The organism is Pedobacter nototheniae, assembly GCF_032678625.1.
Taxonomy (GTDB): Bacteria; Bacteroidota; Bacteroidia; order Sphingobacteriales; family Sphingobacteriaceae; genus Pedobacter; species Pedobacter nototheniae_A.
The window spans coordinates 498047-524025 of the sequence record NZ_JAVTSO010000003.1 but is presented as its reverse complement, the minus strand read 5'-3'; the positions used below and the strand labels follow the sequence as shown (position 1 = coordinate 524025).

General features: G+C 37.9%; 17 protein-coding genes. 15 read left to right on the top strand and 2 right to left on the bottom strand.

All coding sequences use genetic code 11. The annotated features are described in order from the left end of the window. Nucleotides 1–3: 3 nt before the first annotated feature. The 8 genes from R2Q77_RS12515 to R2Q77_RS12480 all read left to right on the top strand — a co-directional run bounded on the left by R2Q77_RS12515 (nucleotide 4) and on the right by R2Q77_RS12480 (nucleotide 8337). Nucleotides 4–672 (top strand): basic secretory protein-like protein, encoded by a 669-nt coding sequence (locus R2Q77_RS12515; RefSeq protein WP_316804059.1) that lies wholly within the window; start codon nucleotides 4–6, stop codon nucleotides 670–672. 110 nt (nucleotides 673–782) lie between these two features. Next, nucleotides 783–3071 (top strand): GH92 family glycosyl hydrolase, encoded by a 2289-nt coding sequence (locus R2Q77_RS12510; RefSeq protein WP_316804058.1) that lies wholly within the window; start codon nucleotides 783–785, stop codon nucleotides 3069–3071. 227 nt (nucleotides 3072–3298) lie between these two features. Continuing rightward, complete coding sequence (gene rpiA / locus R2Q77_RS12505) at nucleotides 3299–3994, top strand: ribose-5-phosphate isomerase RpiA (protein ID WP_316804057.1); 696 nt, start codon at nucleotides 3299–3301, stop codon at nucleotides 3992–3994. Between the two features lie 191 nt (nucleotides 3995–4185). Then, nucleotides 4186–4572, top strand: a complete 387-nt coding sequence (locus tag R2Q77_RS12500; RefSeq protein WP_316804056.1) for a LiaF transmembrane domain-containing protein — start codon at nucleotides 4186–4188, stop codon at nucleotides 4570–4572. Between the two features lie 359 nt (nucleotides 4573–4931). After that, complete coding sequence (locus tag R2Q77_RS12495; RefSeq protein ID WP_316804055.1) at nucleotides 4932–5339, top strand: VOC family protein; 408 nt, start codon at nucleotides 4932–4934, stop codon at nucleotides 5337–5339. Between the two features lie 30 nt (nucleotides 5340–5369). Next, nucleotides 5370–5747, top strand: a complete 378-nt coding sequence (locus tag R2Q77_RS12490) for a DoxX family protein (protein WP_316804054.1) — start codon at nucleotides 5370–5372, stop codon at nucleotides 5745–5747. Nucleotides 5748–5840: 93 nt separating this feature from the next. After that, the gene (locus R2Q77_RS12485; RefSeq protein WP_316804053.1) at nucleotides 5841–7160 is read left to right on the top strand and encodes a DUF3887 domain-containing protein; all 1320 of its coding nucleotides are present in this window, start codon (nucleotides 5841–5843) and stop codon (nucleotides 7158–7160) included. 115 nt (nucleotides 7161–7275) lie between these two features. After that, the gene (locus R2Q77_RS12480) at nucleotides 7276–8337 is read left to right on the top strand and encodes a YihY/virulence factor BrkB family protein (RefSeq protein ID WP_316804052.1); all 1062 of its coding nucleotides are present in this window, start codon (nucleotides 7276–7278) and stop codon (nucleotides 8335–8337) included. 1 nt (nucleotide 8338) lies between these two features. Here the strand turns inward: R2Q77_RS12480 and R2Q77_RS12475 are convergent, their stop codons facing one another. Both R2Q77_RS12475 and R2Q77_RS12470 read right to left on the bottom strand, forming a co-directional pair. After that, a complete protein-coding gene (locus R2Q77_RS12475; RefSeq protein WP_316804051.1) occupies nucleotides 8339–8761 on the bottom strand; it encodes a secondary thiamine-phosphate synthase enzyme YjbQ in 423 nt (140 codons plus the stop codon). Then, the gene (locus R2Q77_RS12470) at nucleotides 8758–12777 is read right to left on the bottom strand and encodes a two-component regulator propeller domain-containing protein (RefSeq protein WP_316804050.1); all 4020 of its coding nucleotides are present in this window, start codon (nucleotides 12775–12777) and stop codon (nucleotides 8758–8760) included. The genes R2Q77_RS12475 and R2Q77_RS12470 overlap by 4 nt, the downstream gene beginning before the upstream one ends. A gap of 385 nt (nucleotides 12778–13162) precedes the next feature. Between R2Q77_RS12470 and R2Q77_RS12465 the strand changes: the two genes are divergently transcribed. The 7 genes from R2Q77_RS12465 (at nucleotide 13163) to kduI (ending at nucleotide 25974) form a co-directional block, all read left to right on the top strand. Next, on the top strand, nucleotides 13163–16480 hold the full coding sequence (locus R2Q77_RS12465; protein ID WP_316804049.1) for a TonB-dependent receptor: 3318 nt from the start codon (nucleotides 13163–13165) through the stop codon (nucleotides 16478–16480). Nucleotides 16481–16498: 18 nt separating this feature from the next. After that, on the top strand, nucleotides 16499–18259 hold the full coding sequence (locus R2Q77_RS12460) for a RagB/SusD family nutrient uptake outer membrane protein (protein ID WP_316804048.1): 1761 nt from the start codon (nucleotides 16499–16501) through the stop codon (nucleotides 18257–18259). A gap of 183 nt (nucleotides 18260–18442) precedes the next feature. Next, complete coding sequence (locus R2Q77_RS12455; RefSeq protein ID WP_316804047.1) at nucleotides 18443–20380, top strand: heparinase II/III family protein; 1938 nt, start codon at nucleotides 18443–18445, stop codon at nucleotides 20378–20380. A gap of 144 nt (nucleotides 20381–20524) precedes the next feature. Next, on the top strand, nucleotides 20525–22036 hold the full coding sequence (locus R2Q77_RS12450) for an alpha-L-fucosidase (protein ID WP_316804046.1): 1512 nt from the start codon (nucleotides 20525–20527) through the stop codon (nucleotides 22034–22036). Nucleotides 22037–22058: 22 nt separating this feature from the next. After that, nucleotides 22059–23249, top strand: a complete 1191-nt coding sequence (locus tag R2Q77_RS12445; RefSeq protein WP_316804045.1) for a glycoside hydrolase family 88 protein — start codon at nucleotides 22059–22061, stop codon at nucleotides 23247–23249. A 29-nt stretch (nucleotides 23250–23278) separates the two neighbouring features. Then, complete coding sequence (locus tag R2Q77_RS12440; RefSeq protein WP_316804044.1) at nucleotides 23279–24514, top strand: DUF2264 domain-containing protein; 1236 nt, start codon at nucleotides 23279–23281, stop codon at nucleotides 24512–24514. A gap of 620 nt (nucleotides 24515–25134) precedes the next feature. Next, nucleotides 25135–25974, top strand: a complete 840-nt coding sequence (kduI, locus tag R2Q77_RS12435) for a 5-dehydro-4-deoxy-D-glucuronate isomerase (RefSeq protein ID WP_316804043.1) — start codon at nucleotides 25135–25137, stop codon at nucleotides 25972–25974. Nucleotides 25975–25979 lie beyond the last annotated feature (5 nt).

Sequence of the window (25979 nt, the reverse complement as noted above, 5' to 3'; positions counted from 1 at the left end):
CAAATGAAGAAAATAATTTTATTAAATACCTTAGCATTGCTCGCCATTCCATTTGCTAAATTAAAAGCACAGGAAACCGTAAAAAAAAATGGTTATACCTTAACTTTTGAAAGTAATTTCGAGGCCTTAAATCCGCAGTTAAAGAAAAGATTAATTGAAACTTTTTTTGTTGTTTACCCTAAATTAGCAAAGGAATATAATCCGAAAACACTTAAAACAGTTAAGTTTTTTGTAGATACGGCTTATAAAGGAGTTGCAGCAACCAGCAATGGAAAAGTTACCTACAGCTCCATATGGATGGTTAAACATCCCGAAGATATTGATGTGGTAACCCATGAAGTGATGCATATTGTGCAGGATTATGGCAATAGTGTTGGACCAGGCTGGTTAACCGAGGGTATTGCAGATTATGCCCGTTATAAATTTGGTGTAGATAATGCAGGTGCAAAATGGGCTTTGCCTGATGTGAAACCAGAACACACTTATAAAAATAGTTACCGCATTACGGCAAGGTTTTTTGCGTGGATAGAGAAAAATGTAAAAGCCGGGACAATAAAAGCAGTAGATGCATCTTTAAGGGATCATACTTATACTGATGCAATCTGGACCAACTTAACAGGTAAAGATTTGGATGCACTTTGGGCAGATTACGTTAAAAACCCGACCTTATAGCCAAGTATAAGCCAGTAGAACAGCAAAAAAACCGAATATAAATGAATCGCACATGGTACAAATGAATAAACTAAAAGCCATTCATTACAACTGAAAACAAAATTACACAAATGAAAAAGTTATTTATCGCCTTACTCAGTTTTGCAGCCTCAACCAGCTTTGCACAAAATGTAGGCAAAATTACCGATCCGGTTGAGTGGATTAACCCTTTAATGGGGTCGCAATCTAAACCCGATCTATCAAACGGTAACACTTATCCCGCTATTGGCTTGCCTTGGGGAATGAATATGTGGACCCCGCAAACCGGAAAAATGGGCGATGGATGGGCTTATACCTACGATGCAGACAAAATCCGCGGCTTTAAACAAACCCACCAGCCTTCTCCATGGATGAATGATTATGGTGCATTTGCAATTATGCCAGGTACCGGAAAAATTAAATTTACAGATGATGAACGTGCAAGCTGGTTTAGCCACAAAGCAGAGGTTTCAAAACCGTATTATTATAGTGTTTATTTGGCCGATGCTGATGTAACAACTGAAATTACGCCAACAGAACGTGCGGCTCAGTTTAGGTTTACATTTCCTAAAACCGACAGCGCTTTTGTAGTGGTAGATGCCCAGAACAAGGGATCGTATATTAAAATTATCCCCCAGGAACGTAAAATTATTGGTTATACCACTAAATATGCACGTGGGCCATTGCCTAAAAACTTTAAAAACTACTTCGTAATCTATTTTGATAAAGATTTTACATTATCAAAAACCTGGAGTGGAAAAAAATTGAATAATCAGGAATTAGAATTGGAAAGCGATCATAGTGGCGCCGTGATTGGTTTTAAAACCGTAAAAGGAGAGAAAGTTTCTGCCAAGGTTGCTTCATCGTTTATCAGTTTCGAACAAGCCGAGTTAAACTTAAAAAGAGAACTGGCAAGCGATGGTTTTGAAGCAACAAAAGCTAAGGCTAAAGCTACGTGGAATAAAACACTAAGCCGTATTTCGGTTGAAGGTGGTACCATTGATCAAATGCGTACTTTTTATTCTTGCCTGTACCGTACCTTATTCTTCCCTAATAAACTTTACGAAGTTGATGCTCAAAATAAAATTGTACACTGGAGCCCATACACAGGCGAAACTAAACCTGGTTATATGTTTGCCGGTACAGGTTTCTGGGATACTTTCAGGGCACTTTATCCATTCTTAAATTTAGTGTATCCTTCTATCAACAAAGAAATGCAGGAAGGCTTAATTAACGATTACAAGGAAGGTGGATGGTTGCCAGAATGGAGCAGCCCGGGTTATGCCAACATTATGGTGGGCAATAACTCTGCTTCGGTCGTTTCTGATGCTTACATTAAAGGTTTACGCGGATACGATATTCAAACCCTTTGGGAAGCTTTAAAACATGGCGCAAACAACGAAGGGCCTATTGAAGCCGTTGGTCGCGATGGCGTTAAATACTACAATGAATTAGGTTATGTGCCTTTCGATGTAAAGAAAAACGAAAATGCAGCTAAAACTTTGGAATATGCTTATGATGATTTTACGATTTATCAGTTGGGCAGGGCATTAGGTAAACCTGCTTCTGAGATTGATATTTATAAGAAAAGAGCCATGAACTATAAAAACCTTTTCGATCCTTCATCAGGTTTAATGAGGGGTAAAAATCAGGATGGCACTTTCCAAAGTCCATTTAGTCCTTTTAAATGGGGGGGTGCATTTACAGAAGGAAACAGCTGGCATTACACCTGGTCGGTTTTTCAGGATGTAGATGGCTTAGCTAAATTAATGGGCGGTCACAGCAAATTTGTAACCAAACTGGATTCTGTTTTTTCTATGCCACCAGTATTTGATGAAAGTGCCTATGGTGGTGTAATTCATGAAATAAGAGAAATGCAAATTGCAAATATGGGTCAATATGCACACGGAAACCAGCCTATTCAGCACATGATTTATTTATATAATTATGGTGGTGCGCCTTATAAAACTCAATATTGGGTTAGAGAAACCATGGATAGAATGTATAAAGCAACACCTGATGGATATTGTGGAGATGAAGATAACGGGCAAACTTCTGCCTGGTATGTCTTTTCGGCAATGGGTTTTTATCCGGTTACACCAGCGGTAGATCAGTATGTGTTGGGTGCGCCATTGTTTAAAAAGGTAACCCTGAATTTAGAAAGCGGTAAAACAGTGGTGATTAATGCGCCTGCAAACAGCAATGCCAATCGCTACGTTCAATCGTTGCAAATGAACGGTAAACCCTATTCTAAAAACTGGATCAGCCACAGCGGCCTGCAAAAGGGAGCGGTATTAAATTTTAATATGACGGCTACCCCAAATAAACAAAGAGGCTCAAACCCTGCAGATTTCCCTTATTCTTTATCAACCGAAAAATAACAGAATGATATGGTAATGAAGAATCCCGATGAAAATCGGGATTTTTTTATGCTTAAATTTTTGAGCAAAAAGAAATGGGGATTCCACTTATGCAGAATCCCCATCATCTAAATTAACGCTCTCACATACATAAACGATATAATAAAGATTTATTGTGCAAGCGGTAAAATATTTTTAATTTTTTTTTAAGTAGGTTACATGGAAATTTCTTTTTCTATTTTTACTGTATGGGAGTTACAGATCAACATCAGCAGGATGCCGAAAAATTACTGGCCGCAAAAGAAGCCGTAAAATTTATAAAAAATGGCGATGTGGTTGGCCTGGGTACAGGCACTACAACCACTTTTGCCATAAAAGAATTAGGGAAAAGAGTTGCCGATGGATTAAAAATAACCGCGGCATCAAGTTCTATCCGGTCTGAAGAACTGGCTAAATCTTTAGGTATTCAAATCCTTGATCTCGGAGCCTTATCATCTATAGATATTAGTATTGACGGTGCAGATGAATTTACAGATACCTTAAATCTTATAAAAGGAGGAGGAGGAGCTTTATTCAGGGAGAAGATCATCGCCTCACTGAGCAAAAATTCGATAATCATTACCGATACTTCCAAACGAGTTGAAAAATTAGGTGCCTTTACCGTACCTGTAGAAGTTTTTCCTTTAGCATTTCAATATGTGTACAATCAATTAGCCAAGTTGGGCGGTAAAGGCATTCTGAGAAAAAAGGATAATGAAACTTTTATAACCGATAATAATAATTACATTATCGATGTAGATTTTGGCCTAATTGATGATCCAGAAAGTTTAGCTACAAATTTAAACCAGGTTACGGGCGTACTTGCCCATGGTTTATTTATTGGCCTTACATCAAAGGTTATCATGGCAAAGGGTACTGAGGTTATAAGTTTTGATAAGGTATAACAATATCTTCCTGTTTTTGGTTAAAAATGGGCTGAAGCCAGGTATTTCACCGATATTTTGATCATATTACAAAAAACCAAAATATTTTAACCGCCGTTTTAATTCCTTTTACCGATCATTTATATTGGTTTAAAGAAAAACCATAGACTGGTGTTCATTTGCATAATACATTTGAATAAAAAAACAAAGTCATGGAAACTTCAATCAAAAAAAACTTCGCAGACAGACAATTAGGAACAGGTGTTTTAATCTTAGTTATTGGAGCCGCCTTTTTACTTAGAAATATAGGCTTAGATATTCCACACTGGATATTTAGCTGGCATACCATTATGCTGGGCGCTGGATTATGGATCGGGTATCGTAAAAACTTTCAAGGAAGCAGCTGGCTTGCATTAACCATTATTGGCGCTGTATTTACATTAAACGACATAACCATTTTGGATTTTGCGGTATCAAAAATTACAACAGCAATTATTTTAATCGGCTTGGGTTTATATGTGATTTTAAAACCTAAAAGGAATAAAAATTTTGAAGATTATTTCAAAAACACAAATCAGGATACTGAAATAAAAAGCTAAAATCCTTAACTCCATCATATAATCGAAAAGGGACATTTTTAAATTGTCCCTTTTTTTGTGAATTATAATATAAAAAGAATAAACGCCTTCAGGAAATCTGTAAAAAGAAACGGGGACATCGCCGAAGCAGTATCCCCGTCATCTAAATTAACGCTCTCGGTAATATAAACGCTCATTTTAAGAATTATTGTATGGCAACGAAATTTTTTTTATTTTTTTTCAAATCCTAAGTTTGTCTAATTCTATATTAACAATAATTTGTCGCAAAACACCCCTTCAATTGTCTTCAATACACTTTACGATTATGGCTTTCACGTCCTATGTTTGTGTTACTAATCAATCACTAAAATATAGAACACATGGCTACTAAAATTTTTGTCAACTTACCGGTAAAGGATTTAAACAAATCAGTTGAGTTTTTCACCAAACTGGGTTATACTTTTAATGCACAGTTTACGGATGAGAAAGCAACCTGTATGATCATTAGCGAAGAAAATTTTGTTATGCTGATCGTTGAATCTTTTTTTAAAACATTTATTAAAAAAGAAATCTGCGATACGACAAAAAGTACCGAAGCATTGATTTCATTATCAGCAGAGAGTAAAAATGAAGTACAAGAAATTGTAAAAAAAGCGATGGACGCCGGTGCCTCAAAAAATGTAGATGCGCAGGATCTTGGCTTTATGTATGAAGAAAGTTTTCAGGATTTGGACGGACACATCTGGTCTTACTTTTATATGGATATGTCGGCAATGCCACAAGGATAAATAAAAAAGATAGAAACAAACTATAAACTGATGAAAAAACTAAATACCTGGTACTGGATTGCAACCATTATCTTCTCTTTAATGATGATTATGGATGGCATTGGAGGCGTTACCCAGCAAGAAGCCGGAAAAGAGGTCATGAGGCATCTTGGCTATCCGATGTACTTTCTGATCATTAGCGGCACAGCCAAACTTTTAGGCGTAATAGCTATTTTACAAACTAAGTTTAAAGCCATAAAAGAATGGGCATTTGCAGGCTTTGCATTTAACTTTATTGGTGCCTTTGCTTCCAGGAGCTTTGCCGGCGATGGTATAAGCTTATTGATTCCACCAGTGGTGGCATTAATTATTCTGTTTATTCCTTATTTCTTGTGGAAAAAATATGAGCAACAACATAAAAGCATATAAAAACTAAAAGATTAGTTTATTTTAATCTGATTCAGAATCAAATATTATTAACTTTGGTATATTGTACTTAACCAAACAATACATTCTGAATACATGAAAAAAAGTATTTTACTTATAGCAACCTTATTTTTATTAACAACATCGGCTTTTTCGCAAAATGTTATAAACCTGTTTAACAGTGCCAACCAGTTTTTTGCTTTAATGCAGGAAGGCAAATTTCCTGAGGCACATAATTATTTTGATGAAAGTATAAAAACCAAAATTACCCAGGAAATGCTGCAAAAACTTTGGGCCGATTTAAATACTAAATTGGGCAAAGCCGATTCTTTTGATGCCATTCAAAGTAAAGTTCAGGGCGAATTTTTTGCCGTAACGATTGAAGGTAAATTTGAAAACGGAAGCCAGAACTTTATTGTAGGATTTAATAAGGCCGAAAAAATTGTAGGATTATTTTTAGCTCCTGCGGCAAATGCCAATGCTTATTTAAAACCGGCTTATGCCGATACAAACCTGTATGTTGAAAAATCGATCTATTTAAATACACCAGGTCATCAGCTTGCAGCAGTGATAACCACTCCAAAAAATGTTAAAAACTTCCCTGTGGTTGTTTTTGTTCATGGTTCTGGTCCTGGTGATATGGATGAAACCGTAGGGCCAAACAAACCTTTTAAAGACATGGCTGCCGGGCTTGCAGCAAAAGGAATTGCTTCCCTTCGTTATGTAAAAAGAACATTGGTATATCCAAACGATTTTGCCAAGGTTTTTACCGTAAAAGAGGAAGTTTTGGATGATGCAAGTGCTGCACTTGCAATGGCTAAAACCATTGTTGGTGCCGATCAAAAAAATATTTATTTGTTTGGCCATAGTTTGGGCGGAATGCTTGCACCAAGAATTGCAACATTAACACCTGATTTAGCCGGGATTATTTTAGCGGCTGCACCGGCGCGCAAATTAACAGATATTATCATGGAACAGAATAAATATATGTTCCAGTTATCTAAAGACACCACCGACACCAATAAAAAAGCATTGGCAGATGCATTAACTGAAATTGAAAAAAGTAGGATTACGCAATTGGGTAAAATAAAGCCCGACTCATTGGTTTTGGGATTACCAGCGGCTTATTGGTCTGATTTGAATAGCTATAATCAGGTTGATGCGGCTAAAAAATTAACTAAAACCAGAATACTTGTTGTTCAGGGTGGAAATGATTTTCAGGTAAGCCAAACCGATTACAATTTATGGAATGAAGCATTGGGCAAAAAGAAAAATGCAAAGCTTAAATTTTATCCGGAATTAAACCACTTATTCAGTCCGCAAACAGAAAAAGGTTCATCTGCTCAATACCAAATTCCGGCAAGTGTATCCGAAACTTTAATCAACGATATTGCCACATGGATTAAAACCAAATAGAAATCTGTTTTAAACAATATTTTTAAGCAAAGAAGCCATCAGATAAAAATCTGGTGGCTTCTTTTTGTTATGATAAACCGCTCAATTACAGCATTTAGATTTAGCGATGGAAGAAATGAGCAAGTATAACTCAAAGATTAATAAAGGGGTTTGTGTGCCAGGTTCATTTAATCTCGTAAACTTTACAGCAAACAAATGCGATATTTTGTGGGTTAAGGTTTATATGGCGAAAGAAAAAATAACATTAAAAGGGATTTGGGGAATTTTAAAAGCGGCATTTTCAGGCTTTGGTGATCACAAAGTGACAAAGTTGAGTGGCTCATTAGCGTATTACACTGTATTTTCCATGGCACCTTTATTGGTTGTTATCATTTCGCTTTGTGCTATATTTTTAGGTCAGGAAGCTGCAGAAGGTCAGATTTACGGGCAACTGGATGGTTTTTTAGGAAAGGATACTGCTTTTCAACTTCAGCAAATTATTAGGAAGGCATCTTTAAGCGGTAAAGGGAATATTGCTTTTATTATTGGGCTGGTTACCTTATTAATTGGGGCCACTACAATATTCGGCGATATTCAGGATTCAATCAACACCATTTGGGGATTAAAACCTAAACCAAAAAGAGGATGGTTAAAAATGTTGCAAAATCGATTTTTATCTTTTTCTGTTATCATCAGTTTAGGCTTTTTGTTATTGGTTTCTTTAGCGGTTACAGCCGTTTTAGATACTTTTAGTCACACATTACAAGCCAGGTATGAAGATGTTTCCGTGGTGGTTTTTTACATCATTAATCAGGTGGTTACCCTCGCGGTTGTTTCCTTAATTTTTGGTGTAATTTTCAAAGTACTTCCCGATGCCATTATTAAATGGAAAGACGTTTTTGCCGGGTCGGTGGTTACCGCTATTTTATTTATGATTGGCAAGTTCGGTATTTCCTTGTATATCGGGCAGAGTAATGTGGGGAGCACTTACGGAGCCGCCGGATCATTGGTTATTGTATTATTATGGACTTACTACTCTTCCATTATTCTTTATTTTGGTGCAGAGTTTACCAAGGCTTATGCAGTAGCGTATGGTTCTGAAATTCATCCGGCACATTATGCCGTTACCACCAGAGAGGTGGAGGTAGAAACAGGAAATAATTCTATTCAGGATAACCACCCGGGAATTGAGAAATAAATTAATCTCCCCAGGCAGAGATAATTAATGTTCTCGAACCACCATGATTTCGATGTTCACATAGATAGATGCCTTGCCAGGTACCTAAAGCAAGTTTACCGTTTCTAATAGGAATGGTAACAGAATTACCCAATAGTGCTGCTTTTAAATGTGCAGGCATATCGTCCGAACCTTCATAATCGTGTTCGTAATCCGGGTCGTTTTCCGGAACAGCTTTATTAAAAAACATTTCAAAATCTACCCTAACGGTAGGGTCGGCATTTTCATTAATGCAGAGCGAGGCCGAAGTGTGCTGGATAAAAACCTGGCAAATACCAATTTTAAGTTTCGAAATTTCAGGTAACGCATTTTCAACCGCTTGTGTAATTAAATGGAAACCTCTGCGTTTCTCATTAAGGTTTAAATCTTGCTGGTAAATTTTCATACATTGTCCTCCACAATAAATTCACTTGGTGTTTTGCCAAAATACTTTTTAAATTCCAAACTAAAATATTTTCGGTCGTTAAAACCCACACTGTAGGCAATTTCTGAAATATTACCCTGGTTAAGTTTGAGCAATTGCGCTGCTTTTTTTAACCGGATGGATTTTACAAAATCATTTACTGAAAGATCCGTAAGTGCCCTTATTTTCTTATACAAAACCGGTTGGCTCATTCCTATTTCTGCAGCCAAAGCCGGAACATCAAAGTCAGAATCTGTAATGCGATCTTCTATAATCGAAATAATTTTATGCAGGAAATTTTGTTCGGTGGTATTAATAATCAGGTTTTTAGGCTCCAGTTTAACCACCTGGGCAAATTTCTTTTTTATCGTTTCGCGTGCATTTAAAAGGTTTATGATGTTAAGCTCCAGCATCCTTAAATTAAAAGGTTTCATAATGTAGGCATCGGCACCATTTTCGAAACCATTAATCTGGTGTACATAGGCAGATCTTGCCGTTAATAAAATAATGGGAATATGGCTGGTCCGTTCGTCCGTTTTTAACTTTCGGCACAGTTCAAGCCCATCCATATTGGGCATCATAACATCGCTGATAATTAAATCGGGAATGGTTTCTATAGCACTTTGCCAGCCTTGTAAGCCATCTTCGCTTTGGTTAACGGTATAGTTGTTTTGTAAAGAGCTTCTGATGAAATTGCGAACCTCCGCATTGTCTTCAACCAATAAAAGGTTGTAACCTTTATTTGCAATGGCTTGTTCTGAGGGTTTTTCAGATAAAATTTCTGCAGTTTCAGGTGTTTTTACGGTATAATTTGTAGCATCATCGTAATAAACATAGTCTTGGATAAAATCGGAAGGCTGAAAATGTTCTTTTCCTGTTTTTAAATGAATGGTAAAACAGGTAAAACCTGGCTGGTTATTTTGCTGTGCTCTACTTTCAAATGAAATATTCCCTTTGTGTAATGTTGTAATGCTTTTTGAAAAAGATAAACCCAGGCCGGTACCAATATTTTCGTTTGGATTGGCCTGATAAAAGTTATTAAATAAATTGGCCTGGTTTTCAAGCGGAATTCCTTTACCCGTATCACAGATGTTAACGTTGACAGCGTTTTTGTCTAAACTAATTTTTAAACTGATTTCTCCACCATCAGGTGTAAATTTAAATGCATTTGAAAGGATATTGAAAAATACCTTTTCGAGCTGGATTTTATCGAAATAAATGATAATTTCTTCGGTTTCTGTTTCAAAAGAATACGCAATGTTTTTGCTGATTGCCATATTTTGAAAAGCCAGGAAAATTTCTTGACAAAACTTAACCAAATTACCAGGGCTTACCTGTAAAGTCATTTTGCCACTTTCTGCCTTCCTGAAATCAAGCAACTCGGTTACCAGGTTCATTAACCGGTCTGCATTGTTTTTAATCGGTAGCAATTGTTTGTTTAATTGGGGGTTATCCTGGCTTTGTCCGATGATATTTTCTAAAGGCCCTACAATTAAAGTTAATGGCGTTCTAATTTCGTGCGAAATGTTGGTGAAAAACTCAAGTTTATGCTCATTAATTTCTTTTTCTTTCTTTAAAACGGCGCGGATGAGTAGGTAGCGTACACCTAAAACTAAAATACCCGTAACCATGCAGAAATAAATTAAGTAGGCCCACCAGGTTTTGTAAAAAGGAGGCAGGATTTTCAGATTAAGTGTTGTTGGGTTTTCTGCCCATAAACCATCATTATTACTCCCTTTAACCAATAATTTATAATCGCCAGGCGATAAATTGGTATAACTGGCCGTGGGCGTGTTTACATAATTCCAGTTCTTTTCAAAACCAATTAGTTTATAAGCATAAATATTTTTATCGGGCTTAATGAAGTTTAAAACGGTAAAATCGATTGAAAATACATTTTGGTTAGCTTTGAAAGTTATGCTGTTAAGATTGCTGATATTGCTTTTTAACAAATCCTCTTCCGTATTTAATTTTACAGGCTTATTGAATAATTTAAGCTCGGTAAAAACCGCCCCCCTCGCAATTTTATTCTCCTTTATTTCGCCTGGCATAAAACTTATAAATCCACTTAAGCCGCCAAAAAAGAATTCACCGTTACTATCTTTTAATATCGATTTATAATTGAACTCATTCCCCGGTAAGCCATCTTTAATGTTAAAGGTTTTAAAAGATTTTTTGGCTGGGTTGTATTTACACAAGCCATTATCAGTGCTAATCCACAAATTATGCACATCATCTTCAAGTATTCCAACAATGTTATTGCTGGGTAAACCATTTTTGGTTGTAATTTCACCAATTTTACGATTTTGTGCATTTAGTTTATAAATTCCATCGCGCATGGTTCCAAGCCAAATCATTCCTTGTTTATCTTCGGTAATACAGCTTATATTGCCGTAAGGTAATGAGGTAAAATGGTTTGAATTGCCTGTTAAAATGTATAGGCCCGAATTGGTGGCTACTAAAAGGCGGCGGCTGGAGTCTTCAAAAATATAAAAGACGGCATCCGATAATCCATTAACTTGTTTCCGGACAAATTTGCCCGTGGCGGGTTCAAAAGAATTTAAGCCATTGCTGGTTCCAATCCAAAAACGGCCATAACTATCTTCAAAAATACTGGTAATCTCTGCATCCGAGCTAATGCTGAAAGGATCATTGGGCTTATTTGTAAATCGAACAAAACTATTGCTTTTGGGCAGGTATAAGTTAAGTCCGCCCAGGTGCGTACCTATCCAAATCCTGTTTTTTTTATCTTTAAAAATTGATTTAACAAGATTAGAGCTCAGGCTATTAGGATTATTGGGGTTATATTTATAATGCGTATACGTGTTTTTTTTGCGATCGAAATAATTTAGTCCTTCACCTTCAGTACCAATCCACAGGTTATGACTGGTGTCTTCAGTTATCGCGCTAACCACATTACTGCTTAAACCATTTCTGGTGCTTTTATATACTTTAAAAGGAGTGTAATCGGGATAAACCATATTAATACCACCATAGTAAGTCCCTACCCAAATAATACCTTGCTTATCTTGAAAAATATCGTAAACAGAATTCTGGCTTAAGCTGCCTTTATTCTCAGGTTCATTTTGCAGGGTGCTAAAGGTTTTTGTATTTGGGTTATAAATACTTATGCCATGTAAAGTGCCAATCCAGAGTTTACCTTGCTGGTCTAAAATAATTTTCCGGATGTTATTGCTGCTGATTCCATTTGTATTTAAACTCGAATATTTAAATGTTTTGAAAACCCCGGTTTGTAAATTCAATACATTTAATCCAGTTTGTTTGGTGCCAATCCAGAGGTTGTTTTCCCGGTCTTCAACAATGCTGGTTACGTGGTTGTCGTTTACCCGGTTAATCTGATCGCTAAATGTTTTTAAATATTGAAAAGTAGCTTTGTGGTTTTTAATTTTCATTACAATTAAACCATTGCCTGTGCCAATCCAGATGTTGCCGGCATGATCTTCGGTAAGCGCAAAAACCTCCGTATTTAATTTATCTGAAGTAAGGAAATGCTGAAAATAATATTTTTTTTTGTTGGTTAATAGGTTTAGGCCATTCCCTGTACCTACCCAAATCCTGTTTTCCCGATCCTGGAAAAGGCAGTTTATTTTTGAATTGGATAAGCTTTTTGGCTCTTTTGAATGGTGGACTATGGAATCAAAGTTGTCCTGGCCTTCATTGTATTTATTTATTCCCACTGGTGAGCCAATCCATATTGATCCGTCCTTAGCTGATAAAATAGAAGATAAAGATTGAGAATTAATTAGGCTCCCGGCATCATTTGGATCATGTTTGTAGATTTTAAAATTTCTGGAATCATATTTATTTAATCCAAAACGGGTACCAAACCACATAAAACCCCTTGCATCTTGTGTAATAGAAAGTACTGAACTTTGCGAAAGCCCATTTTCAACATTTAAGTGCTTAAAAGAACTATTGTTTTGTGCAAAATTAGCTACTGAATGAAACAATAAGAAAAAAGTAAACAGCTGTTTCATGTTAAAACATTGGATGGGATTGGTTGATTGTTTAAGGCGATAAAAATACAATTAAGTTTTACTTTTTGGTTAGAAAGTGTGGACCTGACACCAGACAAAAAAATGTTTTATAAAAAATGGCCGATGTTTTATTTCAATCGAAATATAGCGTATTAAGCTTTAAAAAACATTAAACGATAAAATTTTACCCCTATTTATTAAGGATTTTCCCCCTTACACTCTGAAATAAACCAACAAATTTGGAATAGTTAATATTCAGAAAAATACTTGATGAGAAGTTTAAAGAATAATTAACATTCGTTTGAGGCTGTACACCGGCTTAAACAAATTTTATAATGTTTTTCCTTGCTAACCAATTTAATAAAACAATATAAAACCAAAAAAGATGGATAAACTTTACAATGATTTCCAATTTAAACACGGTTGGTGCATTAGGGGCGGCAGTATGCTTAAACTATTTGCTATAATGGTGTTCCTGAACCTTGCGGCATTTACGGCCTTCGGTCAGTCTGTGAAAATTTCCGGTACCGTAAAAGATGCATCGGGCGGTTCGCTACCTGGTGTTAGTGTAACGGTTAAAGGTACGTCAACTGCAGTGGTAACAGGCTCAGATGGTAAATATGCAATCGCAGCCCCTTCAGACAAAGTAACCTTAGTATTCAGCTATATCGGTTACGACGTTAAAGAAATAGCTGCCGGGAGTTCTCCCACTTTAAATGTTGTTTTGCAAGAACAAAATAACAGCTTAAACGATGTGGTTGTAGTGGGTTACGGTGTGCAAAAAAAGGTTAATGTTATCGGTTCTGTATCAACAATCGATGCTAAATCAATCGAAAACAGGCCGGTTACCAATTTGTCTTCTTCGCTTGGCGGTTTAAGTTCTGGTGTATTTGTACGTCAGTCTTCGGGTAAACCAGGTGCAGATGGAGCTACAATAAGGATCCGTGGTACAGGAACGCTAAACAGCAACAACGCCCTGGTGGTGGTTGATGGTATTATTGGAACAATGGATGCGGTTAACCCAAATGATGTTGAAAGTGTATCTGTATTAAAAGATGCTGCTGCGGCATCTATTTACGGTTCATTGGCCGCAAATGGTGTAATTTTAATTACCACTAAAAAAGGAAGTACCGGTAAACTGGCCATAACCTATAGTGGTTTGGCATCAATTGCAAGGCCTGCAAATTTACCAACCTTTGTTTCAGATTACATTACCCACATGAATTTGGTTAATGAAGGTTACCGCAACTTAGGCCAAAATCCCATTTATACAGATGCAACAATTGCACAATGGGCAGCGGCTAATGCTAATCCTGATGGCGTTACAGCACAAGGGGTACCCAATTATATCGCTTATCCTAATACCAACTGGGGTGATGTAATTTTTGAAAACAATGTTATTCAGCAACATAATATTTCATTAAACGGGGGATCGGAAAATACAAAGTTTTTATTGTCTGCAATGTATCTTAATAATCCGGGTACAATGGCCAATACAGGCTCTGATAAATACAGTCTTCGTATTAATCTCGAATCGAAAGTGGCTAAATTTTTAACTGTAGGAACACAAACTTTTGCCTCTTTGCAAACTTTTGGTTTAGCGAATACGGATAATGCTTTTAATTTTCTACGTCAAACCACTCCTGGCGTATACCCGGTTTGGAATGGGAAGTTTGGTTTCCCGGCTGCTGCAGAAGAATCATCTACCGCAAATAACATTTCATCTTATTTATATAGTACAGGTGGCGATGATAAAGAAACTCGGATTAACACGACTGTTTTTGCAAGATTTGATATTTTAAAAGGCTTAAATTTTGAAACCAGGTTTAATTATCAAACCCGTGAGGAAGAGTTTAACAACCATAGCATTACCAATGAGCGCTGGAATTTTGCCACCAATACTTTAAAATCGGCTAAAACTACTCCCGATCAGCTTAGTACCACTTATGGTTTTAACAAAAATGTTGGGATGACCATCGATAACATTTTGAAATACAATACAACCATTGCAAAAGATCATGAGATTAGTGCTTTGGCTGGTTACAATCAGTATTACTACAACTATTATAACTTCGGAGCCACTAAAAAAGGTTTAATTGACGAAAGCATTACAACACTAACGTCGGCTACAGCGGTTACATCAGCCACAGGCGATGAGTACGATTATGCTATGCGTTCGGTTTTTGGCCGTTTAAATTATGCCTACAAAAGTAAATACCTTTTTGAAGGTGTATTCAGATATGATGGTTCTTCGAAGTTTGCGCAAGGACGTCGCTGGGGTTTCTTTCCAGCTTTTTCTGCTGGATGGCGCATTTCTCAGGAATCTTTCATGAGCGGTTTAAACGATTATATCGGCAATTTGAAACTGCGTGCTTCGTGGGGTAAAACAGGTAATAATGTAATGAATACCAACCCCGCTTTAGGTAACTATGATTATCAGGCACTTTATGCCTCTACCAACTATTCTTATAATGGCATTCAATCCAACGGTTTGGTGTCAAATAAATTTGCTAATCCACTTTTGGTATGGGAAAGTACAACCACAAGCAACATTGGTTTAGATGGTAATTTGTTTCATGGTGCAATGACTTTTGAAATTGATTTTTACAGAAAATATACCGGTGGAATTTTATTTACGCCAACCATTCCTTTAACCACCGGAACGGCTACTGCTGCTACCCAGAATATTGCAGCGGTATCCAACAAAGGTTTAGAACTTACTTTAGGTTATAATGGTAAAATCGGTGATTTTAAGTATGGTGTTTCAGGTAATTTTGCCTACAATTTTAACCGTGTAACCAAATATAAAGGTTCTTTCCAGGCAGGTTATACTACCGATGCATTGGGCAACCGGGTGTACAAATCTAACCTGGGCAGTGTTTCCAGTGGCAGTGATACCCGCGTTTTAGAAGGTCACGAAATTAATGAGTATTACCTGCAAAAGGTATATAAAGGCGATGGAAATTATTTTACAGATGGTAAAGTAAACGTTAATGGCGGACCAAAAGATGGAATGATCCGTACACCAGATGATATGAACTGGTTAAACGCGATGATTGCCGCAGGTTACTCTTTTCTGCCAACAGGTGGGGTAGGTAAAACCAAAATTTATTATGGCGATTTAATTTATGCCGATAGCAATGGCGACGGGCTTTATGGCAACGATGTAGATGCGCAGTTTATGAATAAATCATCCACGCCACGATTTAACTATGGCTTTAGCATGAATTTATCTTACAAAAACTTTGATGTTTCTATGCTATGGTCGGGTAGTGCAGGTATGTGGTATTACTGGAACGCAACAGGTTATAACAATTCAATTGTGTCATTAGGTAATGCGGTAAGCACTTTAATTGCCAACGACCATTATTATTACAACGATGCAAATCCAAACGATCCGGCCAATAATATTACGGCAAAATATCCAAGACTTAAAAATACATCTGATGCACAGAATGGAGGGGTAGCCAGTGATTTTTATCTGTACAATGCCTCTTATTTAAAGTTGAAGAACTTACAGATTGGTTATACACTGTCAGAAAAAATTTCTAAAAAAGCAGCCATGAGCAGGGCAAGGGTTTTTCTTTCAGGAGAAAACCTCTTTACCATTACAAACTACCCGGGCTTGGATCCTGAAATTGGAGCAGGAGTGTCTTATCCAACTATGCGCCAGTACTCTTTGGGTTTAAATGTTACTTTTTAACGATTTAGAAGGAAAGAAATGAAAAAGATTTTAACTATAATATTTGCAATTGCTGTATTTACAGGTTGTAAAAAGAATTTATTAGATACCACACCGCCATCGCAAATCGCATCAGAAACGATGTGGACCAGTGATAATTTAACAGATCAGGGGATGACGGGGGTTTATGCTGCATTAAGATATGGTATGTCAACATCAGGCGCAACAGGACTGGAACTTTACCAAATGGATTGTTTGGGTTTTACAGGTCAAACTTCTGGTGCAGAATCTTTACTTGCAGGAACAATAACAGCAAGTAACACTTATTTCAGTGCGCACTGGCAAAACCTTTACGAAGGCATTCAGCGGGCAAACGATGCATTAAAAAATATACCTTTAAAATCGCCCTCAGCACCTGAGAAAAAGGCCAGATACATTGCCGAAGCTAAGTTTTTAAGGGCTTATTTTTATTTACGCTTAAACCAGTTATATAAAGGTGTACCGATTTATTTAGAACCTTTTTCGGCAGATGAGGCTATAAAACCACGTTCTACTGAGGCTGAAGTGTGGGCGCAGGTTATAAGCGACCTTAGTGCTGCCATTGTGGAAACAAATCTTCCTGATCGTTATGTTAGTGGAAACGGAAATTACGGACATATAACCAAAGGCGCTGCTTATGCTTTACGTGGTAAGGCTTATATGTATACTCAAAAATGGGATTTGGCTGCAGCAGATTTTCAAAAAGTTAAAGACGCCGGTTATAGTTTGTTCTCAAATTATAGTGCCCTTTTTAAAACCGCTAATGAACAGTCAAGTGAAATGATCTTCTCTATTCAAAACATTGGCATTACCGGATTTGGTTCTACAACACAATTTTATTGTGGTACACGTTCTTCCTTTGGTTCTTGCTGGAATACTTATCATGTTTCTCCCAATCTGGTCGATTTGTATGAAAATGCAGATGGATCAAAATTTAACTGGGAAACGGTTTTACCTGGTTATTCGGTGCTTTCTGTAGCAGAAAGGGAAGTTTACTTCCTTCGCAATAATTTAACAGCTGCGGAGATTACAGCGGCAACCACCAGGGGTGCTAAAATGAGTCTTTACCTGCCAACCGGCAACGAAGCACGCATTCTGCAAGCTTATGCCAACCGCGATCCCCGTTTGGCCGCCAATGTAATTACGCCATACTCTACCTATGTAGGGGTGTTTAGTGGTGCCAATGCAATAGTAACATCAAGATGGCCTTATCGTGCGGAAGCAGCAACCAATGGTGATTTAAGAACCGATACGCAAAGTTTGTTTTACTATCTGTACCGTAAATATGTGTACGAAGGTGTAACAGAAACACCTGCTCGGGATTACGGGCCAACAGATTTTGTTTTAATTAGATATGCGGATGTATTACTGATGTGGGCTGAAGCATTAAACGAACAGGGTTTAACAGCTGATGCTATGGCAAAGGTAAATGAAGTAAGGGCAAGAGCCGGAGCAGCCATATTACAGAATGCGAACGGTGCTTTACCAACATTTGTAGCTGGCCAGGTTGATTTAAGAGAACGTATCCGTAACGAGAGAAGGGTAGAATTTCCAAACGAAGGCATTAACTTTTTTGATGAAATGAGATGGAAAAGCTGGAAAGACAAAGTTTTTTATGCCGGCAATGGTGTAAAACAAACCTGGGGTAAAGTGGTATATGCTTATTCTTTTAAAGGCGATTATTTATATAACTGGCCGGTTCCGGCGGTAGAAATACAAAGAAATCCCAATCTGGTACAAACACCAGGCTGGGTAAATTAATAGTTAGTTAGTTGAGAAAGGTTTGCCATTGGTTAGATGGCAGCCTTTTATTAAATTTAAAAGATCATTAACCATTTGTTATTCTGAACCGGTTTCAGCAGGCAAGGGGTTAAATGCTGAATAATATAGGCAGCGAGGCTTAATATTAACAAAATAAAATTTGCAGAATCTTTAACCAAAATCATGCTTAAAAATAAATTCATTCCACTATGTTGTCTTTTAATTGGCTTTTCATCCCTTGTTAATGCGCAGTCTGTTGTAAAAAGAAACTGGTTATTTAATGCTTATCAGCAGGCCTATCCAAACGGGAGTGTATTGCCCGGCCTTGTGAAATGGCAAGAGCAGCAACAAGAAGAAAATGTAAAGGCTATTGCGGCTTTGCCCGATAGCTTAAAGCAAAAACTGATTCGCAACGCAGAAAATGCCAACAAATACAACTGGCCTTCTTTACCCGCATCTTTATACTTAGATTATAAGTTAACCGGCACCCGTGTAAACTATGAGAACCTGCAGGGCGAACGTAGAAAAATGCTTTCGCAAATGGTTATCGGCGAATTGGTTGATAATAAAGGCAAATACATTCCGCAAATTGTAAATGGACTTTGGTTGATTTTAGAAGAAAGTACCTGGGTAGCACCCGCGCATATTGTTGTACAAAAGGAAGGTGCAGGTTTAGCCAATATTGAAAACCCTTACATTGATTTAAACGCTTCGCGTACAGCTTTAACGGTTGCAAGCATTTACAGTGTGCTTGCCCCAAAATTTGCAACTTATTCTAAAGTCGTAAACAGCCGTATTTTATATGAATTGAACCGCCGCATCTTTGATCCTTATTTAAAATATGATTATTTCTGGTGGATGGGCTTTAAAGGCAATTCGGTGAACAACTGGAATACCTATGTAAATGCCAATAGCCTTCAGGCCGCTTTACTGGTACTTAAGCCAGGCGCCAAATTAGATAGCCTTACGGCTAAATTGTTGAAGAGTACCGATAATTTTATTAATCAATACCCTGAAGATGGTGGATGTGACGAAGGACCATCCTATTGGGACATGGCTGGAGGCAGGTTAATCAGGTTAATGCTGATTTTAAACCAGGCTTCGGGTGGCAAACTCGATTGGAGTAATAAAGCGCTTCTGCATCGCATTGGTGCCTATACTTATAAAATGCAGATTGCAGGAAATTACAATGTAAATTTTGCGGATGCAAATGCAGTTTATACTCAAAATCCGGAGAGTGTTTATGAATACGGTTTGATGTTTAAAGATGAAACATTAAAAGAATATGCTTCATTCCTGTTTAAAGAACGCGAAAATCAAATCCCATCAGATGATGTGAGCGATTTCCTGGCAAGTACGGATATTTATAATGACTTAAAAAACCTGCCAGCAAGCGCACCTTATCCTCAATATGCTGTACTGCCCGATTTGCAGGTATTTAATGCACGACTAAAGGCAGGCGATACCAAAGGGTTGTTTTTTGCGGCAAAGGGAGGCAACAATGCCGAAAGCCATAACCACAACGATATTGGGAATTTTATTGTTTATGCAAATGGTAAACCTGCATTAATTGATGCTGGCGTTGGCACTTATACCGCAAAAACCTTTAGCAGTAAGCGCTACGAATTATGGAATGTGCAGTCGCAGTGGCACAACTGCCCAACCATAAATGGTGTTAACCAGCAGGATGGGAAATCATTTGCGGCAACCGATTTTAAATATAGCAATACCAATACTTTGGCCTCCGTTTCAATGGATATTGCACACGCTTATCCGGCTGAAGCCGAAGTTAAAAAATGGAGCAGAAGTATTGTGCTCAACCGAGCTAAAGATGAAATCAGTTTGGTAGATGATTACGTATTGAGCGCTTATAAAGCGCCAACAAGTTTAAATTTTCTTACACCCTATAAAGCCGAATTACAAAAAGGGAAGCTGGTTATTAAAGAAGCTGGAATATCGATGAGCTTTGATGCTGCAAATTTTGAGGTAAATATTGATGAAAAACCAATGGACGATGTACGCATCGCGAAAATTTGGGGAGAAAAACTATACAGAATTCGATTAACCTCGAAAAATAAGAACACATCAGGGACCTATAAAATTCAAATTAAGGAAAATTAGAATTTGCTAAATAAGCAGCCAGTTCAATTTTACATAAGCAAATACTAAAATTTTATACCAATATGATTGATTTTATTGCTGAAAAGCCTGAATTTAATGGAGCTTGTTTGAGCTATTTTGCCTTTGAATTAAAACACTAATCAAATGAAAAAGAGTTTAATAGCAGGCTTAATGGTTTTAGCAGCAATGGAGTTAAATGCCCAGCAAAAAAGTTTTGTAAAAATAAATGCTTCAGATCAGGCACAGGATGTTATAAAAAAAGCAGCAAACATAACGCCGTCTGACAGGCAGTTACGCTGGCAACAGCTGGAACTTACCGCATTTTTCCATTTTGGCATCAATACGTTTACCAATAAGGAATGGGGAGATGGAACTGAAGATATTTCAAAATTCAATCCGGAGCAACTTAATGCCGAACAATGGATACAAACGGTTAAAAATGCAGGTTTTAAGCAGGTTATTATTACGGCCAAGCACCACGATGGTTTCTGTTTATGGCCTTCTAAATATACTGAACACAGCATTAAAAATACGCCCTATAAAAGTGGCAAAGGCGATATTGTAAAAGAAGTGGCAGAGGCTTGCCGCAAATATAATATTGGTTTTGGCGTATACCTTTCGCCATGGGACAGAAACAATGCATTGTATGGAACAGATGCATACAATGATTATTTTGTAAACCAGCTAACTGAATTGCTAAGCCAATATGGAAAGGTAGACGAAGTGTGGTTTGATGGCGCCAATGGCGAAGGTCCTAATGGTAAAAAACAAGTTTATAATTTCGACCGCTGGTATGCCTTAATCCGTAAGCTGCAGCCACAGGCCGTAATTGCGGTGCAAGGACCTGATGTACGCTGGGTGGGTACAGAAACAGGGGTGGGCAGAGAAACCGAATGGAGTGTTTTGCCCGTTGGCGAAACGAGCCAGGAAAAAATTGCAGCAACCTCTCAAAAAGATGTAAATGTTATTCCTGGTATTTTAGGAAGTTACAAAGACCAGGATAGGGGAAGCAGACCACAACTGACCGAAGCAGCAGGTTTGGTTTGGTACCCCGCCGAAACAGATGTAAGTATAAGACCGGGCTGGTTTTACCACAATGCTGAAGACCATAAAGTAAAAACTCCAGATCAGTTGATGGATATTTATTTTACTTCGGTAGGCCGAAACGGGGTATTATTACTGAACATTCCTCCCAATACCCACGGCCTGATTGCTGATGCCGATGTGAAAAATCTTTCGGGCTTTGCCAGTCTTATGAAAAAAACTTTCAGTAATAACCTGGCTAAAAAAGCTAAAATAACGGCCACAAATAGTAAAGGTTTAAACACTCTTTTTGATGGTAAAATGGAAACTTTTATAACAACTACCGGAAAAGATACCACAGCGGTAATTGAGTTTGAACTGGCCAAAAAAGAGACCTTTGATATTATAGCGTTACAGGAAAATATTGCTATTGGACAAAGAATTGAGAAGTTTTCGGCCGAGTACTTAGATGGAGACATTTGGAAAGTTTTTGCATCCGGAACAACAGTAGGCTATAAGCGGCTAATTCGTTTTGACCCCATTAGTACAAATAAAATAAGGTTTAATATTCAGTCATCCAGGTTAAATCCAACACTGGCAGAATTTGGGCTTTATAAAAGATCAACGCCTTAAAAAAACACGAATAAACACATACATGAAAAAAGTAAATTTAATTGCCGTACTCATTACGTTAAGCAGTATCACAGCATTCGCGCAAAAAGCAGCGCCACAAAAGAAAATGGCCCAGCTCATTAATGACGAGTTTAAATTCGCAGCAGATCAATACAAAGTGCTGGGGAAAAATATTCCCGAGGGAAAAACCCCCCAAAGCTTTGAAAAAGGTAAACCTGTAAACTATGATATAAAGTGGTGGTGCAGTGGTTTTTATTCGGGCAGCTTATGGTACATTTATGAGCAAACCCAGGATAAGGCAATTAAAAACGAAGCAGAAAAAGCCTTAAAAGTAATTGAGCCCAACCAAACCTATACCGGTAACCACGATTTAGGTTTTATGATGTACTGCAGCTTTGGAAATGCCTACCGTTTAACAGGAAAAGCAGAATATAAAGCCGTTATCCAGCGATCGGCAGAATCTTTAGCCACCAGGTACCGCCCGTCGATTAAATCCATCCAATCCTGGAATAAAAGTAAATATTGGGAATGTCCGGTGATTATTGATAATATGATGAATTTAGAAATGATGAACTGGGCAAGTGATAATGGTGGCAGCCCAAAATATAAAGAAATCTCTATTGCGCATTCTAATACAACATTAGCAAACCATTTTCGCCCCGATTTTAGTTCTTACCACGTTGTTGATTATGATTTAACCACCGGAAAAGTTAGGCGAAAAGCAACCTGGCAAGGCGCTGCAGATTGTTCTGCATGGGCCCGCGGACAGGGCTGGGCGTTGTACGGTTTTACCATGATGTATCGCTTTACCAAAGATGAAGCCTATCTAAAACAGGCAAAAGGCATTGCGCATTTTATTTTAAACCATCCAAATTTACCTGCCGACAAGATTCCTTTCTGGGATTTTGATGCACAAGGTATTCCATATGCTAAACGCGATGCATCTGCGGGTGCGTTAATCGCTTCTGCTTTGCTGGAACTTGGCCAGTATAGTAACGAACAAGAAAAAACTGAGTTTAAATCGGCAGCAGAAACAATGATTTATTCCCTGTCAAGTGATGCTTACAGGGCTAAATTAGGTGAGAATGGTGGCTTTTTATTAATGCATAGTACTGGCGCCTTACCTTTAAACAGTGAAATTGATGTGCCGTTAATTTATGCTGATTATTATTATCTGGAAGCTTTGGCCCGGTATAAAAAATGGTATTTGTAATGTTAAACCTTGCTTTAAATAACTAAAAAATGAAACTAATCTATAAAATCTCGTTATTCGCATTGCTGTGCTGCACACTCGTACATGCTGAGGCACAAATTAAAAAGGCCACTACCGGACAACAAGATCGTGCTTTTTGGGCCAAAACTTTATACCGCATTTCCTATCCTGTAATCCATAATCTTGCCAACGGAACGCTAAAACAAAATATGCCTAAAGAAATTGGTCCGCAATATTACCTGAACCTGGAAAAGGTAACTTATCTGGAAGCTTTAGGGCGTACCATTGCAGGTGTAGCACCATGGCTTGCACTTCCTGATGACCTTACCGAAGAAGGCAAAATGCGGAAACAGTTGCGTACTGAACTGTTAAAAGGATTGGCAAATTCAGTAGATCCTGCTAATCCTGATTACATGAATTACAGAACCGAGCAGCAGCCTATAGTTGATGCTGCTTATGTTGCTCACGCTTTTTTACGCGCACCAAAAGCACTTTGGGAGCCTTTGGATGAGGTAACGAAAAAACGTTTTGTTGAAGAATTTAAGGCTTTACGCACACGCACAGGTGCTTACAACAATTGGTTGCTGTTTTCCGGCTTAACCGAAGGCTTTTTATTAAGTATTGGCGAGCAGTACGATCCTGCACGTGTGCAGTTTTCGATTAATAAAATGAAAGAGTGGTATGTTGGCGATAGCTGGTATAGTGATGGAGAAAAGTTCAGCATGGACTATTACAATTCTTATGTGATACACCCAATGTTGGTTGATCTACTGAAAATTTTGGTTGATAAAAAGAAAGCGCCTCAAGCCGATTATGATCAGGCTTTAAAACGCATGATCCGTTATTCTGAATACTTAGAACGCTCTATTTCTCCTGAAGGTACCTATCCGGCTTATGGTCGCTCAATTACCTACAGAACTGCTGCTTTTCAGGCCCTGGCCCAAACAGCTTTAATGGAAAAATTGCCTGATTATGTATTGCCGGCTCAGGTTAGGGCAGGTTTAACAAAAGTAATGCATAATATGTACGATGGTAATCAAAATTTCGATGGTAAAGGCTGGCTTGTGTTGGGCTTTAATGGCCATCAACCTATGATTGCTGATCAATATACCTCAACAGGAAGTTTGTACATGGCAACATTAGGCTTTCTTACATTAGGCCTTCCAGCAGACAATAAATTCTGGACGGATGCAGCTGCACCCTGGACAAGTCTTAAAGCCTGGACAGGAGAACCTGTAAAAAAAGATTACAAAGTAGAGTATTAGTATTTAATTGCTTGTCATCCTGAGAAACGAAGAATCTCAAAGTTATTTGCATTTGTAGCTTCATGGTTTACAGATGCTTCGTGCCCTCAGCATGACAGCAAATTTAAGAGCAGGATTCGCTTAGGCATTTGCCATCCTGAGGAACGAAGGATCTCTAAGTTATTTGCAATGTAGCTTCATGGTTTACAGATGCTTCGTGCCCTCAGCATGACAGTAAATTTGAGAGCGGGAATTGATTCAGGTATTTGTCATCCTGAGGGAACGAAGGATCTCAAAGTTATTTGCATTTGTAGCTTCATGGTTTACAGATGCTTCGTGCCCTCAGCATGACAGCAAATTTGAGAGCGAGAATTGATTCAGGCATTTGTCATCCTGAGGGAACGAAGGATCTCAAAGTTATTTGCAATGCAGTTTCATGGTTTACAGATGCTTCGTGCCCTCAGCATGACAGCAAATTTGAGAGCGGGATTCGCTTAGGCATTTGCCATCCTGAGAAACGAAGGATCTCACAACTATTTTTTAAATTAGAAATTTAAACGGTTTCTAAGATTGTATAAATATATTTGTAATTAAGATCGATTACCTAACCACGATCTTAATTACAACTCAAATTTTAATCAATGAATAAATTCGAAAGCCGTTACGCCCAGAGCCCAAAAGAAGTTAAAGAAATGGATACCGCCACCTTGCGGGAAAACTTTTTAATTGAAAATGTATTTGAAGCCAACCAGGTAAATTTAACCCTATCACATTTCGATCGTTATATTGTTGGCGGTACTATGCCTGTTGATCAGAAAGTAGACCTTCCAAATCCGGATGATTTAAAAGCAAATTTCTTTTTAGAACGCCGCGAGTTAGGAATGATCAATGTAGGTGGAAATGCAATTGTTACTGCTGATGGCGAACGTTTCGAATTGGCATATAAAGAAGCTTTATATATAGGTAAAGGTACTAAGGTTGTTTCTTTTGAATCCGTAGATCAAAACCACCCCGCAAAGTTATATTTAAATTCTGCACCGGCACATCAAGCCTATCCAACCAAAAAAGTAAGCAAAGCCGAAGCTGAAATTGTAGAACTGGGATCGCCGGAAACGGCAAACCATAGGGTAATTAATAAACTATTGGTAAATAGCGTATTGCCAACCTGCCAGTTGCAAATGGGTATGACCGAACTAAAGTCGGGAAGCGTGTGGAATACTATGCCCGCGCATACGCACGATAGGAGGATGGAAGCCTATTTCTATTTTGAAGTACCCGAAAGTCAAAGCGTTTGCCATTTTATGGGTCAGCCACAGGAAACCCGTCACATTTGGATGCAGAATGATGAAGCTGTAATTTCTCCGAACTGGTCTATCCACTCAGGAGCCGGTACCAGTAATTATACTTTTATCTGGGGTATGGCCGGAGAGAATTTAGATTATGGCGATATGGATCACTGCAAAATCACCGAATTGAAATAATCTAA

Bases quoted from the DNA above. Each gene is read 5' to 3' on its own strand.
- R2Q77_RS12515 (WP_316804059.1), top strand. From the start codon at position 4: ATGAAGAAAATAATTTTATTAAATACCTTAGCATTGCTCGCCATTCCA.
- R2Q77_RS12510 (WP_316804058.1), top strand. From the start codon at position 783: ATGAAAAAGTTATTTATCGCCTTACTCAGTTTTGCAGCCTCAACCAGC.
- rpiA (WP_316804057.1), top strand. From the start codon at position 3,299: ATGGGAGTTACAGATCAACATCAGCAGGATGCCGAAAAATTACTGGCC.
- R2Q77_RS12500 (WP_316804056.1), top strand. From the start codon at position 4,186: ATGGAAACTTCAATCAAAAAAAACTTCGCAGACAGACAATTAGGAACA.
- R2Q77_RS12495 (WP_316804055.1), top strand. From the start codon at position 4,932: ATGGCTACTAAAATTTTTGTCAACTTACCGGTAAAGGATTTAAACAAA.
- R2Q77_RS12490 (WP_316804054.1), top strand. From the start codon at position 5,370: ATGAAAAAACTAAATACCTGGTACTGGATTGCAACCATTATCTTCTCT.
- R2Q77_RS12485 (WP_316804053.1), top strand. From the start codon at position 5,841: ATGAAAAAAAGTATTTTACTTATAGCAACCTTATTTTTATTAACAACA.
- R2Q77_RS12480 (WP_316804052.1), top strand. From the start codon at position 7,276: ATGAGCAAGTATAACTCAAAGATTAATAAAGGGGTTTGTGTGCCAGGT.
- R2Q77_RS12475 (WP_316804051.1), bottom strand. From the start codon at position 8,761: ATGAAAATTTACCAGCAAGATTTAAACCTTAATGAGAAACGCAGAGGT.
- R2Q77_RS12470 (WP_316804050.1), bottom strand. From the start codon at position 12,777: ATGAAACAGCTGTTTACTTTTTTCTTATTGTTTCATTCAGTAGCTAAT.
- R2Q77_RS12465 (WP_316804049.1), top strand. From the start codon at position 13,163: ATGGATAAACTTTACAATGATTTCCAATTTAAACACGGTTGGTGCATT.
- R2Q77_RS12460 (WP_316804048.1), top strand. From the start codon at position 16,499: ATGAAAAAGATTTTAACTATAATATTTGCAATTGCTGTATTTACAGGT.
- R2Q77_RS12455 (WP_316804047.1), top strand. From the start codon at position 18,443: ATGCTTAAAAATAAATTCATTCCACTATGTTGTCTTTTAATTGGCTTT.
- R2Q77_RS12450 (WP_316804046.1), top strand. From the start codon at position 20,525: ATGAAAAAGAGTTTAATAGCAGGCTTAATGGTTTTAGCAGCAATGGAG.
- R2Q77_RS12445 (WP_316804045.1), top strand. From the start codon at position 22,059: ATGAAAAAAGTAAATTTAATTGCCGTACTCATTACGTTAAGCAGTATC.
- R2Q77_RS12440 (WP_316804044.1), top strand. From the start codon at position 23,279: ATGAAACTAATCTATAAAATCTCGTTATTCGCATTGCTGTGCTGCACA.
- kduI (WP_316804043.1), top strand. From the start codon at position 25,135: ATGAATAAATTCGAAAGCCGTTACGCCCAGAGCCCAAAAGAAGTTAAA.